The 14,020-nt window shown below is 38.3% G+C and carries 11 protein-coding genes and 1 other RNA gene; 5 read left to right on the forward strand and 7 right to left on the reverse strand.

What is annotated here, in order from left to right:
- Positions 1 to 34 precede the first annotated feature (34 nt).
- Together Q1R07_RS15590 and Q1R07_RS15595 are read right to left on the reverse strand one after the other, a co-directional pair.
- Positions 35 to 1,504: a PAS domain S-box protein gene (locus tag Q1R07_RS15590; protein ID WP_300492060.1), complete on the reverse strand. Its 1,470-nt coding sequence runs from the start codon at positions 1,502 to 1,504 to the stop codon at positions 35 to 37.
- Positions 1,505 to 1,781: 277 nt separating this feature from the next.
- Positions 1,782 to 2,192 (reverse strand): RidA family protein, encoded by a 411-nt coding sequence (locus Q1R07_RS15595; RefSeq protein ID WP_300492062.1) that lies wholly within the window; start codon positions 2,190 to 2,192, stop codon positions 1,782 to 1,784.
- Positions 2,193 to 2,451: 259 nt separating this feature from the next.
- Between Q1R07_RS15595 and Q1R07_RS15600 the strand changes: the two genes are divergently transcribed.
- Positions 2,452 to 2,763 (forward strand): hypothetical protein, encoded by a 312-nt coding sequence (locus tag Q1R07_RS15600; RefSeq protein WP_300492065.1) that lies wholly within the window; start codon positions 2,452 to 2,454, stop codon positions 2,761 to 2,763.
- 78 nt (positions 2,764 to 2,841) lie between these two features.
- Positions 2,842 to 3,114, forward strand: a complete 273-nt coding sequence (locus Q1R07_RS15605) for a hypothetical protein (RefSeq protein ID WP_300492067.1) — start codon at positions 2,842 to 2,844, stop codon at positions 3,112 to 3,114.
- Positions 3,115 to 3,261: 147 nt separating this feature from the next.
- Here Q1R07_RS15605 and ssrA read toward each other — a convergent pair.
- Positions 3,262 to 3,658, reverse strand: a transfer-messenger RNA (tmRNA) gene (gene ssrA, locus Q1R07_RS15610).
- A gap of 207 nt (positions 3,659 to 3,865) precedes the next feature.
- On the opposite strand from ssrA, the gene Q1R07_RS15615 reads away from it, so the two are divergent.
- The gene (locus tag Q1R07_RS15615; protein WP_300492069.1) at positions 3,866 to 5,068 is read left to right on the forward strand and encodes an NAD(P)-dependent oxidoreductase; all 1,203 of its coding nucleotides are present in this window, start codon (positions 3,866 to 3,868) and stop codon (positions 5,066 to 5,068) included.
- Positions 5,069 to 5,177: 109 nt separating this feature from the next.
- On the opposite strand, the gene Q1R07_RS15620 is transcribed toward Q1R07_RS15615, so the two are convergent.
- From Q1R07_RS15620 to Q1R07_RS15635, 4 genes are all read right to left on the reverse strand, one after another.
- A complete protein-coding gene (locus Q1R07_RS15620; protein ID WP_300492071.1) occupies positions 5,178 to 5,603 on the reverse strand; it encodes a hypothetical protein in 426 nt (141 codons plus the stop codon).
- A 9-nt stretch (positions 5,604 to 5,612) separates the two neighbouring features.
- Entirely contained in the window at positions 5,613 to 8,570 is a 2,958-nt protein-coding gene (locus tag Q1R07_RS15625) for a hypothetical protein (protein WP_300492073.1), read from the reverse strand.
- A gap of 401 nt (positions 8,571 to 8,971) precedes the next feature.
- Positions 8,972 to 9,406 carry a response regulator gene (locus tag Q1R07_RS15630; RefSeq protein ID WP_300492075.1) on the reverse strand — a complete coding sequence of 145 codons (435 nt, stop codon included), beginning with the start codon at positions 9,404 to 9,406 and terminating at the stop codon, positions 8,972 to 8,974.
- A gap of 26 nt (positions 9,407 to 9,432) precedes the next feature.
- The gene (locus tag Q1R07_RS15635; protein ID WP_300492078.1) at positions 9,433 to 11,310 is read right to left on the reverse strand and encodes a PAS domain S-box protein; all 1,878 of its coding nucleotides are present in this window, start codon (positions 11,308 to 11,310) and stop codon (positions 9,433 to 9,435) included.
- A gap of 441 nt (positions 11,311 to 11,751) precedes the next feature.
- Here Q1R07_RS15635 and Q1R07_RS15640 point away from each other — a divergent pair, with 441 nt between their 5' ends.
- Together Q1R07_RS15640 and Q1R07_RS15645 are read left to right on the forward strand one after the other, a co-directional pair.
- A complete protein-coding gene (locus tag Q1R07_RS15640) occupies positions 11,752 to 13,065 on the forward strand; it encodes a PAS domain S-box protein (protein WP_300492080.1) in 1,314 nt (437 codons plus the stop codon).
- Positions 13,066 to 13,194: 129 nt separating this feature from the next.
- Positions 13,195 to 14,004 carry a helix-turn-helix transcriptional regulator gene (locus tag Q1R07_RS15645; RefSeq protein ID WP_300492081.1) on the forward strand — a complete coding sequence of 270 codons (810 nt, stop codon included), beginning with the start codon at positions 13,195 to 13,197 and terminating at the stop codon, positions 14,002 to 14,004.
- The last annotated feature ends 16 nt before the right edge of the window (positions 14,005 to 14,020 follow it).

The raw sequence follows: 14,020 nt of genomic DNA on the forward strand, positions 1-14,020 counted from the left end.
GCATCGTTAGCGTTATAACATGTTGTTTTTTACATTATATCCGTAAAGCATTTATGTCCTGAAAAGTACCGTAGACCTTGGTACATATCCCATCTTTATAATTGGATTTTCCCGTTGCTCTTACCCAGATCTCCTTTTCCTGCGCGGTTACGATTTGTAGTTCCATATCCCATGGCCTACCCTCTTCGATTGCCAATTTTACCGCCTCTTTGATCGTATCTCTACTCATACCTTCCTTATAGAAATTAAGCGCACTCTTTAATTCGGGAATATAATCCCTATCTACACCATGTATTTCCTTTGTAACAGATGTCCAGGATAGAAAATTATGGACTACATCGAGCTCCCAGCCACCAATACGTGCCAATGCTCCTGTTTTCTCTACCATCATTTTATACAATTCTTCTGAAGCGATTAATGAATCCCGCACTTCCGTGATTTCAGTAAGATCCCGGGTCACTTTCGTAAATCCGATTACCGCTCCATTATTATCATGTATGGAAGTAATGACAATACTTCCCCAAAACAAGGTTCCATCTTTTCGAAGTCGCCATCCTAAATCCCTTGCTACACCCCTTTTTTCAGCTTCTATGATCAACTTTTCTGGTCGTCTGTTTTGCCGGTCTTCATCCGTGTAGAATAAACTAAAGTGCTGCCCAACAATTTCGTCGTATCGATACCCTTTTATCCGTTCTGCTCCTTTATTCCAATTCTCAACATATCCGTCACCATCGAGAATAAGAATTGCATAATCATCGATCTCTTCCACCATCTTATTAAAACGAATCGCCTTAAGATCTTTACTAGCCATTGAGCCTTCTACAATCATATGAATCGTTTTGTCGAAATCCTTCGTTGATGTTTCAAACATATTTATCCACTCTTTGTCAACCGGATGGATTTCATCCTTAATCAGATTAACAAGTCCCATTAAGGTCGTCAATGGTCGTCTTATTTGATGGGATTGGAGTTGGGCTATTTTCAACAGCGAATCGGTACGTGCCTCTTTTTCGTCTATTTCATCCACAAGCTTCCTTCGGCTTATTTCATTTTCTATGATCAGTCCGATCTGGCGAGAAAGCAGATGTACTATTTTCTTTTCCGATTCGGTAACGGTTTTTGCTTTTTTAGCAAATAAACAGATGCTACCTATAGGTCTTCCGTCACCCAAAAAAACCGGTATACCAACAAAAAACCTCAGTTTAGCACTCGAAAGCTCCGGAAGAACAGCAATGGAATTAAAGTGCTTTAGGGTATTCGGTATAATGATCATTTCATTACTTTTTAGTATAAGATTGCTAAAGAAATGATTCAATTTGTCTAATGGTACTGTTTTGCCCCATTTCAAATCCAATCCTTTCAAAAGATCGTCAATAAAATTAAGCTGCGCTACTTCACACGCCATTAATTCCGCAGCCAGACATAGCACCTCCGATAATCCCGTTAGTTCATTGGGCATTATTGGCGTTGCGCTATACATTATCTTATCTTTTCCATCCCTCATCCGTACACTTTTAGTTTCTTTTTACACTAATCCAATCCGATTTATCAGAACGAACCATCAGTAAATAATAATTTTGGGCTTTGGCCACAATTTAGTAAAAATCTATCGAAATGATTTTAAATAGGCTCTTAAGTCTTTATTAAAAAGTTTTTGATAGTAACATCTTATAAAGCTTTTCTGATACGATAATAAAAAAAGCCTGTAATTCATGGAATTACAGGCTTTTTTTAAAACCGAAAACAGCGTTATCTTATGACTTTCCTGCTTTCAACATCAACTATGATGGCATAAAAGCAATAGCATCGACTTCTATCAGCATACCATCCAGAGCCAGCCGCGGAACCGGAATCAAGGTACTTGCGGGAAATTCATGATTCGTCCACACTTTATGCATTTCCTCTGTCCATATCGTAAGTTTCTCCTGATCGTGATCCACAATGAGTATGGTGATTTTAAGGACGTCATCAGCTTTTAGATCGTATTCTTTAAGCACCGTTTCTAAATTTTGTAACGCAAATTTAACCTGCGTTCTAAAATCCTTAGAAAGCGTATGTTTTAAATCCTCTCCGCCACTTTGTCCGGAGATAAATACATATTTTCCGTTACCCGAGGCACTCGTAGCGTGTGAAAAGGCAAAAGGCGTAGGATCGAAAAGTGTTTTCGGGTTTTTATGAATAATGTGTTTCATGTTTTCTTGAGTTTTCGGTTTACGATTTTCAGTTTGTGAACAACCTAAAAATAATAAAATGAGGATTGATAAAATTAGGATATAGCTGCTTTTGTGTACATTGTTTGTAGCATTAATCATGATTGACAAAAAATTGATTTATTTTAATTACTAAAGCAAAATTAACGGCTATAATTTTTCAAAACGTATACATATGTAAAGGATTTCCAGCTTTTTTATAGATAGGTTTGTACTCATTTGATCTGGTAAAACGTCTCCTATGTACTTAAAATCATTTTTATTTTTTGGGCTATTGCCATTGGGCTTTTCAACAAGTGCGCAGCCTTCGCCGAATCAGAGCAGTTATATTGTAACAAAAACCAACGACACGATATATGGTAAAGTAAAAGTCAATCTTTTTATAGGAGGTTTAAAACTGATTACCGCCGACAGTTCCTATAAAATAGATCCTAATAGCTATATAGCTTATTATGATACGAAACAAAAAGCGGTTTATCGGAGCAAGGTTCTCCCTAGTCTTATACCCGAAAAACTGGCAAAAAAAATGGCTATAACCGAGAAAGCCGATTGACTAAAGTGTGTTGAAGACGGACCGATAAAACTATATGAACTTAAGAGTAATCACTATGGTTATACACTTGATAATGCATTGGGCATAACCACTACCCTTAGCTCGATTATTGCTACCGGAGGCATTCCAAATGCCGAATTTACCAATTGGTATATCGAAAAAGAAAATTCGCAACTTGCATCCATTAAATACAACACTATGGCAGGCTCCAATAGTAAAACAAGAAAAGAACGCAAAGCCTTATTACAAAACCTGTTAGCAGATAAAATACCGGAAGAGAACTATAGAAACAGGCCGTTTACGTTCGAAACCATACGCAGACTTGTTCAGGAATACAATTCAAAAAGTTAATTTGTAAATTGTATTTCTATACTCCTATCTTCAATTAAAAAAAGAGATGGTTTTACAGATTAATACTGTGCTATTACAGAGGTAGGATATTCAGAAAGTGTTTTTCAAAACAAAAAACCCTTATAAATCAGTGATTTACAAGGGTTTCAGTGGAGTCGGAGAGAATCGAACTCTCGTCCAAACAAGCAATCGAAGAGCTTTCTACACGCTTAGTTTCCGATTAAATTTTCGACAAAAAGCAAGGCCGGAAACCGCCACTTTTTGCTTAGCTTTATCAGTGTCAGAACGGATTTAAAGCATTACCGTTCCTAGGTTTACTTTTACGGTTCCCCTATTCCAAACGCCATAAACCAAGGCTTTTGAGGAGAATCTAGCTTTCCGACCTTGTCGGAACTAGGCAAATCGTACTATAATTCGGATTAAGCAGCTAAAGCGTAATTATTTTCGCCGTTTATAAGTTTGAAACATGATATTTACGAGCTGTGTCCCAGCGCTCGGCGTGCTTACTGTCCAATTCCACTCGCTGTCAAAACCAGTCGACCCCGAACAGTTGTCTTTACTATACTTAGCAAAAACCAGACCGCAAATATAAATGATTAAATTTTCAATTAAAAATAATTGCAACACTATTCTTTAAATGTTACATTTGGGAACTATTTATTAAAAACAAACTAAACAACCCATCGAGAGTTACATTAATAACAGTTTTCTTACTGTTTTGATGCTAATTTCTCAAAGCTCTTACTGTAAAATGAAAATTGGAATTATTAAGGAACGAAAAAATCCGCCGGACAGACGCGTGGTTTTTTCGCCTACAGAACTCGTTACATTAAAGGAACACTACCCGCAGACGGAAATTAAAGTTGAAGCATCCGATATCCGGATTTTTAAAGACGAAGAATACAAAGCCCTTGGTTTTGAAGTAACCGAAGACATGAGCGATTGCGACGTGTTATTAGGTGTAAAAGAAGTACCGGTTGATGCCCTGATCCCGGATAAAAAATATTTTTTCTTTTCGCATACCATCAAAAAGCAACCGTATAACAGAAAACTGTTGGTGGCTTGTCTGGAGAAAAACATCCGACTGATTGATCATGAAACGATTGTAAACGAAACGAACCACCGATTAATCGGTTTTGGTCGTTATGCCGGAATTGTGGGCGCTTACAACGGTTTTAGAGCTTTCGGAATTAAATTTGATCTTTTTAACCTTCCTAAAGCCGAAACTTTAGCCGATAAAGCGGCTTTGGTGGAACGCCTGAGAAGACCACTTTTACCACCTATTAAAATCGTTTTAACAGGACATGGAAAAGTTGGTATGGGTGCTAAGGAAATCCTGGACGCGATGAAAATCAAGCAGGTTTCAATTGAAGATTATCTGACCAAAAATTTTGCCACTCCGGTTTATACACAAATCGACGTGTTGGATTATAACAAACGTAAAGACGGACAAAAACTGGACAATCAGGATTTTTACCACAATCCGCAGGATTATGTTTCCGATTTCGAACGTTTTACAAAAGTATCCGATATTTTTATGGCGGGTCACTTTTATGGAAACGGCTCTCCGGTGATTTTAACCCGTGAGATGTTAAATGCTCCGGATAACAAAATCAAAGTTGTAGCCGATATCTCCTGTGATGTAGAAGGACCAATTGCCTGTACGCTACGCGCTTCAACGATAGCCGAGCCGATTTACGGTTATTATCCAAGTGAAGGCAAGGAAGTGGATGTGAACCATCCGGGTGCGATTGTCGTAATGGCGGTAGACAACCTGCCATGCGAATTGCCAAAAGATGCCAGTGAAGGTTTTGGCGAAATGTTCCTGCAACATGTAATTCCGGCTTTTTATAATAACGACAAAGACGGTATCTTACAGCGCGCTAAAATAACCGAAGGTGGAAAGCTAACCGAACGTTTTAGCTATCTTCAGGATTATGTAGACGGTAAATAATAACCTTTTATATACAAAAACAGAAACACCTGACAGGTTTTGAAAACCTGTCAGGTGTTTTTAGTTTGTAGTAGAATCAAAATGCTTTATTCTAAAATTTAGAGTGCTATTATATTTTTTCGGTCTGAAAATTAGTAGCATTCTTTAGTTTAGTAAAAAAGTCTTCTTCGGATTCCAAAATAAGTTCATCACCCAAATTAATAAAATACAAGCCTTTTGAATTCGATTTTAATATAAATCCTAATAAATAGGTTTTATATTCATCCCAAAACAATTCTATACTATCAATATTAAAATTCTCAACATTTAAAATCGTTTCATATAAAATAGCAGAAACATCATATTCTCCATCAACAACAATATCTTGTGTATTGTAAACGGTATTCACATATATTCCAGTATGATTCGTATATATTTGATACGAAACCAAATCATTATTTACTAAAATAGAATCGATCAATTCTGTTTTATCATCCTGCTCAACAACTATTATTTTCTTTAGATTCGTAATATTTACACCTAATAATTTTTCCATCTTATTTTGTTATTTTATGTTATCCCATTGTTTTGAAACACCGCCTAGCGAATAATCTAAAAATGTAACAAACTCTCCATCTAGTTTTTGTACGACGATACCATCATCAAGCTTACTCCATTTACATATTCCTAAAGTCATATATTTACCCTGTCTTTTTTCGCCTTCAATCACTACCTTTTCTACAAAACTCTGCATCGCTTTTTGGGTTTCAATTTTCGTTGGACTTGTTGGAATTTCTATGTCAAACTTTTTGGCAACTCTTCTTATTTGAGCGGAATGTTTTTTAAATTTCTCAAGCATATTTTTGCCATAAGTCACATTAAATTCATCCAGCAAACTTTTTAATTTTGTAAAATCCTGATCGACCAATGCCTGCTCCAATTCGATAGCCAGCTTATCGTCTTTGGCCAGCGTTTTGGCTTTGGCAAAGGCTTGTTCCAGAGTAGTGATATCCGCTTTGCTTAATGCGCCCAAATCCTCGATCAGACGAGCGGCTTTTAATTCCAACAGTACTCCTTCAAATGTAAGTATTCCTTTTCTAATCGCAAATACAAGATGTGTCAAAAGCTCTCCGGTTTGCAGAAGTCCAGGTATCGTAACATTGGTAAGCTTTTTGGCTTGTGCTATGCCTTGCATTACACGCTCATATTGCGCTTCTACCTTCGCTTGTTTTACAATATTGGCGCGTACTTCTTTTTTCAGCTCTGTAATCGCTTCAAGTCGTTTCTCCAGCTTTGTAACATCTTTAATTCTATTAAATTCTTTTGCAGCATCCGCTAACGGTTCTGCCGCTTTAAAGGCACTTTTAAGAGCTGCTGCATCGACAGCCGCACCCACTATAGCAATAACCACCCATAACAAACTTGGATCATCACTCAATAAACCAGCATTATAACCGTCTTTTTCGGTTTTATAGGTTTCTATTGTTTCATATACGGTATAGGCACTCAAGGCAAAATTAGCACCTAAAGCTACCAATGCCAGCGAACCGGTACCCGCCGAAGCGATCGTAAGCACGATTGCTCCAAAAGCAATGGCAAGATTTTTTATAAACTCAAATTGTTCTATCTGGCTTTTTTTATCCGTCAGAATTTCATCGAGTGTCGAACCCGGAGCGATACCCTGAGCTTGTTTACAGCTGTTATACAGCAAATCCATTCCATAAATTGCCTCCGGATTCTGGATTATTTTTTGCTGTATATTATCGATACTTTCTTCTTTCTCACGAATATAATCTGATAAAAACGCTTTAAGTCTGGCGGTATCCGAAATTTCAGCAAAGGCAGGTTTATCAAACTGTTTTTCTTTTATCAGATCATTCTGTACTGTTCCTACCAGCGAGTCGGCAGTTTTTAATTTTTGTTCCCCTTGTTCCTTTGCTTCGTAATCTACTTCCACATCAAAGGCTTCACCATTTCTTCGGTAGGTTGTTGCACCTGCTATTTGTGAATTACCCGCCTGATACATTTGCTTGGCTCCCGTACCTTTTAGCTGATTGAGCAATTGTTGCAAATAGGCCTGACTTTCGAGTTTGTTTTTTTCTTCAAACAGGATGTGTTTATACTTCTGCAACTGATCAATAGCGGTATAAAGTGCTTCCTGTTCGAAAGCGGCTTCGTATTGATGAATCAGTTTTTCAAATTCGGATATACCTCCTTTATAGCCTGCATTTTCCAAAGCTTTACGAAGAATCTCAGCCTTATCCGTCATGATCATCGTAGTCCCGAGATCCGGACCAGCTTGAGGATTATTCATACCACTTATAGCCGCACTTGTACTGGCTTGTCCTACCCAAAAAACATAATCTTTATAAAGCTTGTATAACTCTTTAAAGCTGGCGGTACCGAGTTTTTTTTCCAGATCAGCTTTTACTTTTTGATTAGATTCCCGGTTTGCTTTATCTCCTTTATAATTTTGTATCGACGCCTTAAACTCAAAAAGGCTCATCGTACTTTTACTGGTTTTACTGGCATAATCCAGCATTTCCAAAACGGTAAGGTTGTCGAATATATATTGTGCAACTTCGAGTTTTTCTTCCGCAGTTACCCAGCCTCCTTCTTCGGAGGTACGGATAAGATTTCTTACGGCTTCCGGGAAGGCATTAAACTCTTCCTGTAATTCTTCTGCTGTTTTTTTAGGTTTTGCCGTACCCGTACCATTTTCGTGGCCAGTACCGGTTCCTTGTCCCTTACCATCCTTTTCGGTACTGGTTTGCTTTTCTATTTTACTCTCGTTAGAACTCGGTCTGTAGGTAATAGTATTCCCTTCTTTCAATAGCTTTTCAATACTTTGATCAAAATTACCCGTAAGCGATGCGCTTCTCGGTTTATCTTCGGGCAATACGACATCAGACTCATTAAGAACCCGCGTGATGAATGTATTAAATTGCTCTTTACTTGTGATCAAAGAGCCGTCATAATCGGTTTGATTTGCATTAAAGTCGACGGTATACTGGCCCTTGTTCCGATACACTACCGGTGGTCGGAATTTCCCAGTGATCGCCGGAGCTTGCGGTATAAATTCGGGGATTTGTTGTTGCTGTTGTTCAGTAGCATTTTTGACAGGCTGCATGGTTGTCGTTTTTGCATTCCCTTCACCCGATTTTATATCATTATACTTTCGTAACTCATCAATCTTCAGGCTCTTTTTATACTCCATTTCTTTTTTTTGCGTATCCGGATGATTCAAATTTCCGGTTTGCTGCAAACTTTCCTGAAGTTCTGTATGCATTTTCGTCGAGCCATCCGTATACGCAGAATTCGTTCCATGAGTCGCAGGTGCCGGATTATTTCCCGATCCTTTGCTTCCACTTTCGTTTGTCGTTCCCGGAGCTCCTGTATTTTGGGATGGAGCGTTGTTTTTTCCAGGTTCGGGTGTACGCAATGGTATCGACTCCGTCTGTCTTTTCTTTTGCTCTGTCTGCTGTGGGTTATTTTCTTTATCTAAAGGTATTGTATCTTTCATACCGTCAATTTTTGATTGGACATATTTATTTTTGCCCTATAAAATGCAACTCCGGTTGTTGCACTTTTGGTGGCATTTTTAATTCTGGAAAATCAAATAAAACCGGACTGGCTTTATTATTTTGCTGAAATTGACATAAGAGTTCTTATGCAAACCCGGATCGTTTTATCGTCCCGGTAATGATGTCCTGAATGCGTAAATTATTGTTTTTGGCTCTTTATTTTTTTTCAGTACTTTTTTATTTCGGAGTCAAAATTCACTTTTTTTTATTGCAATTAATAGTTTTTGAGAAGGACAATTCTGTAGTTGCGGTAGATCCTTTTTTAGGCATACAAAAAACACCCGATCGGGTTTTAAAATCCTATCGGGTGTTTTTTTGGTTGTTGCAGTAGTAAAAGTGATTATTCGGGTTTCCCTATGGTTCCGGCAGTTTTATGGTAATACAAATGTAATAGTTCCATAAATGCTGCCTTTTTTAATGGTTTCACCAAATAATCATCGATAAAGTGATATTCGTTTATTTTTTCGATATCGGCAAGGCTTGTCGAAGAGCTTAGAATAAAAACGGGAATGTTTTTTACAAAATCCAATTCCAAACGGCATACTTCATCCATAAATTCCCAACCGGTCATTTGAGGCATATTAATGTCTACAAACAACATATCCGGCCAGGTTTCACTCTTTTTTTCATTCGACTGAAAATAATTGATGGCTTCAAGGCCATCTTCAAAACCGATGACCTCCGTGTGGACATCGGGAAACTTCTTTACCATCTTACTGAAGATAAAACGAAATATCGAATCATCGTCGATAATAGCAATACGTAAATTTGTCATATAAAGGGATATTTAGGGCTTACGCATCAGTTGAACTGGATATAAAAGGTACTTCCTTTATCCGGTTCGCTTTCCACATATATTCGTCCTCCCAATGACTCAATCTGATGTCTTGTCATAAAAAGCCCGATACCTTTACTGTCGTATCCGGTATGGAAGGTTTTTCTGAATTTGAATATATGTGCTCCATGTCTTTCGAGATCAATTCCTACCCCATTATCACTAACACTCAAGCAGCTTTTTCCTTCTTCTACATAGGATTTGATATAAATATGCGGTTTCCTACCCGGTATGGTGTATTTTAATGCATTACTGATCAAATTATGCATAATACTTTCCAGATAGATTCTCGAATAGGAAATCGAATTGACTTCAAAATTGGTTTCGATCACAGCACCTTTGGCATAGACTTCTGCTGAAAACTGCTGAATCGTCTTTTTATAGAGGCGTTCGAAATTACATTCCTCAAAAGGAAGCGATTTGCTACCTCTCACTTCGAGTATTTCAATGAGTTCCTCCATAATCGCAATAAGGCCGTCACTGGACGATTGCAGGAGTTGCAGGCATTCTTTTCTGTCGTTTTCATTTTCGGCATGTTCAATTTCGGCAACCAACATCTGGATATTTCCAGCTGGTCCTCGCAAATTGTGCGCTACAATCTGATTGAATTCTTCCAATTGCCGTAGCTTGGTTTCCAGATCGATTGTGGCAATCTCCAATTGTCGGTTATTGCGTTGCAATGTTTGTACATATTTACTGTACAAGGTGATATCCTGAACCTGGGCAATAAAAAAAACAGGCTCGCCTTGTTGGTTAAAAACAGTCGACATGGTGAGAAGGCACCAGATATAATGCCCTTCTTTATGGATATAGCGTTTTTTGATCGTAAAACTTTCGCTTTCGAGTGATTTTAGCTTTTTTATGTTTTCCTCAATAAGCAACAGATCATCCGGATGGGTATATTCGCAGCAACTCATCCGTGACATTTCAGACAGATCGTAACCCAGCATCTTGGTCAGGGTTTTATTAACGTCGATACAATGGCCATCGGTATCGACCAAAGCCATTCCTAATCCCGAATGCAGAAATGCCTGATTGAATTTTTGTTCGTTGATCCGAACCGCTTCCTCCGTTTTCTTTCGGTTCGTAATATCGGTAATAACTACCGCCGCTTTGTCTTTTGATGAATAAATGGGTCGTGCCTGCATTCTGTACCACAACCCGCTATTGACCTGAACGGGGGACTGGTAGTCCATACTGAGTGATTTATTTTTGCTTAGAGCATCTTTGATCAGTGTTACAAAGGAACGCCCAAGTTCACCTGGAAACAGTGCTTCCAGATTTTTTCCCAAAAATAGTGACGGTTCGTAGAAAAGCTGATCTTTATCGTTAGTCCAGCAATTTAGGATTACTCCGGCGGCACTTACTTCAAAAATCATATCGTCTATAGAAGCCAAAATCTCATCCAATTGATTTTTCCGTTTCTCTAATTTCTGGCTTTTGGTTATAATTCCGGTCACATTAAAAAAACGGATCATAACATATTCCATGTCCGAAACCGTAATGAGCTGTGAACTAATCGACAACCAGGCAAGTGGCTTATCCGCTATGGTTACGCCCAGTATCTGATCTTCTATGGTTTTTCCGCCATTTAACGTAATCGAAAACGGCAATTCTTTTTGGTCTAGTGGTGTTCTGTCTTCTGCATAAGAAAACCGAAACAATTCAAAACAACTTCTCCCCTGATACTTTTCATCGTTAAGACCAAAAGTAACCATGGCATTTTTATTTGCCCGAACAATGTTTCCTTCAAAATCTACAATAAATACACCTTCCTTTCCGATATTCTGCATACTGCTTAATATCGCATCGTTCCACATATTCTGAAGTTCTGCTGAATGCATATCTCTTTTTTTAATTAACAAACTACAGACAGTCCCGGTAAAATATTCCGAGTACTGTCATCGTTTTTATCGTATCCCTGTTCATTTAATGTAAAAGATTCAAATCTCCTGAATCAAGGCCGGATGCTTCTCCCGATAGGCGAAAGATACATTTTTAATTGCTTAAGACATTTGATCCTGTCAACTATTTCCGATAAACTTTCGAACATTTTGGGTATCAGTTGGCATTCCGAATGTGTTTTTTTTAATCGATCCGTTAAATTACCATCGATAGTAAAGTCTGCAATGATTCATTCTTACGCTACAATTTAACAATAAAATCCTGTTAATCAACATGCTATTCTTATTTTTTCAGGTCTTGATATTTTTAGGATAAATGGTTCTTTTTGCCCTAACGAGATACAGAATTTATTCGTAAAATTGAGCCTTACCAAACCCAACATGAGAACTAGCGCTTCCCCTATAATCAGGCACCTCGAAAAATTATGGAGAAGTTACTCCGTTTTTATAAACCGGGGAACGCTTACCGGAAAGAAATATCCGAACCGAAACGAGATGTGGAAAGATCGTTTTTTTACACAAATCATAAAATTTGCAGTTCCAACCGGTATCATTGCACTGATCCCTAATGTGATTATCGAGTGCTACCACAGCAGTTATCTGACAGCCATAACTGATCTGTCGGCATTTACCTCCATAGTGATTGTAGTTTTGCATAAAAAACTAGACATCCGGGTTAAAAAACTTTTCGGTGTTATGGTAATGCTGACTTTCTCGATTATAAAAATCGTAACCCTGCATTCGCTAATGTTCGGAACGGTCTTTCTTCTATTGCTCAGCGTATTTGTTACGCTTTTGTTTTCAAAAAAAATGGCCTATTTGTCGGTTGCGGTCAATGCCGTAATCTGTCTCTCGTTTGGTATTGCCTTATATGAAGGATTTCCGGTAAATCGGCTTGAATTAATGAGCGACAACATTCCGGATCGATGGGTTTTATACTCCTTTAATTTTATATTTTCGAATCTGGTTATGGTAGCTGTTATTTTATATATCATCCGCGGTTTCGAAAAAACCATTTTAAAATCGGAAAACCTCTATCAGAAACTCCGTCAGGAAATTCAGGAAAAGATTAATCGGGAAAATCTATTGGAAGATGCCGTGACCCATTATAAAAGCCTGTTTATTTTTAATCCACTACCGATGCTGATTTACGATCCGCAAAGCCTCCGGATGCAACATGTAAACAAAAGTGCGGTAGACTGTTACGGGTATAGCATTAAGGAACTTCTCAATATGAAAATAACGGATCTTATACGCTGTGACGAAGCCGCTTTTCGAAACAAAATACGCCAGGATTACGTACACCAGCGGGACGAACATTATTGTAAGAATGGGGAGCGTATTCAAGTTGACATCAATGCCAGTAACATCCGACTTAACGGAACCTGGGTACGACTCGCTATTGTGAGAGACATTACTTCGGAAGCCGAATACATCACTGCCATTGAACAAAAGAATGAAAAACTCCGGGAAATTGCGCATCTGCAATCCCATGTTATCCGCAATCCGCTATCCCGGATTATGGGCATCACCGAACTGATCAAATCAGACCCTGTTGAAGGCCCCGAATTGGAAGAACTCCTCTTCTACCTCAACCATTCCGCCGAAGAACTCGATATAGTTGTGGCGCAAATTGTAAAACAAACCGAAATGGAAATAAGAACCTCTTTAAACCTAAAAAACGGATTTAGTTAAGCAACGATTTACTTTTTAATTACCCAAAACAACAACGGGAAACAGACATAAACAGCCGACTAAAAACTATAAATTTCCTTATATTGCTATCCCATAACGTGCTGCAAATTAAGAGCCCGTTTTAAACAAATGAGACAACTCAAAACAGGACAGTTTTTCGGAGAAACCAACAGTCGCCTTGAATGGGGAGGTCTTGTGGTTACCGATACCGAATATACACACGAAAAAGTAGACTGGCATTACCACGAAAAACCCTATTTTACATTTATCATTCAGGGAAAAGTTCTCGAAGGCAACCGGAAAGAAATCTATGAATGCACTGCGGGTTCCCTACTTTTTCATAATTGGGACGATGCCCATTATAACCTCAAACCACCCGGATTTACCCGCGGATTTCATATTGAAATAGCACAGCACTGGCTGGATCGATTCGATTTGTCGCTCGACTGTCTACAGGGAAGCTTTGCCGTAAAAAATCCGGAAATAAAACTTTTGTTTTATAAGCTTTTCAATGAAAGTAGGCTACACGACACAACCAGTCATTTGGCCACAGACATACTTCTCGTTGAAGTACTGGAAAACATAAAAAGCGAAAATAAAACCAATGCTGTTTCGCGTCCCGATTGGATAAAACCACTACAGGAAATACTTTACGAAGATACCCTCCAAAACCTTTCCCTTTCGGATCTATCCGCGCTATTAGGGATACATCCAGTTCATATTTCCCGTTATTTCCCTAAGTATTTTGGCTGTTCCCTTGGGGCGTATATCCGCAAACTAAAAGTGGAAAAATCGCTTGCCTTATTACCGGACAAATACAAATCACTTACGGATATTGCTTTGGATTCCGGCTTTTCCGATCAAAGTCATTTTATCCGCTGTTTTAAAGAAAACATGGGAATAACTCCGTTGGCTTTCCGCAAACGAATGCACTTCTGATGTTAATTTCATGCTA

This window comes from Flavobacterium sp. (genome assembly GCF_030146175.1).
GTDB lineage: Bacteria > Bacteroidota > Bacteroidia > Flavobacteriales > Flavobacteriaceae > Flavobacterium.

Bases quoted from the DNA above. Each gene is read 5' to 3' on its own strand.
- Q1R07_RS15590 (WP_300492060.1), bottom strand. From the start codon at position 1,504: ATGAGGGATGGAAAAGATAAGATAATGTATAGCGCAACGCCAATAATG.
- Q1R07_RS15595 (WP_300492062.1), bottom strand. From the start codon at position 2,192: ATGAAACACATTATTCATAAAAACCCGAAAACACTTTTCGATCCTACG.
- Q1R07_RS15600 (WP_300492065.1), top strand. From the start codon at position 2,452: ATGTACTTAAAATCATTTTTATTTTTTGGGCTATTGCCATTGGGCTTT.
- Q1R07_RS15615 (WP_300492069.1), top strand. From the start codon at position 3,866: ATGAAAATTGGAATTATTAAGGAACGAAAAAATCCGCCGGACAGACGC.
- Q1R07_RS15620 (WP_300492071.1), bottom strand. From the start codon at position 5,603: ATGGAAAAATTATTAGGTGTAAATATTACGAATCTAAAGAAAATAATA.
- Q1R07_RS15625 (WP_300492073.1), bottom strand. From the start codon at position 8,570: ATGAAAGATACAATACCTTTAGATAAAGAAAATAACCCACAGCAGACA.
- Q1R07_RS15630 (WP_300492075.1), bottom strand. From the start codon at position 9,406: ATGACAAATTTACGTATTGCTATTATCGACGATGATTCGATATTTCGT.
- Q1R07_RS15635 (WP_300492078.1), bottom strand. From the start codon at position 11,310: ATGCATTCAGCAGAACTTCAGAATATGTGGAACGATGCGATATTAAGC.
- Q1R07_RS15640 (WP_300492080.1), top strand. From the start codon at position 11,752: ATGAGAACTAGCGCTTCCCCTATAATCAGGCACCTCGAAAAATTATGG.
- Q1R07_RS15645 (WP_300492081.1), top strand. From the start codon at position 13,195: ATGAGACAACTCAAAACAGGACAGTTTTTCGGAGAAACCAACAGTCGC.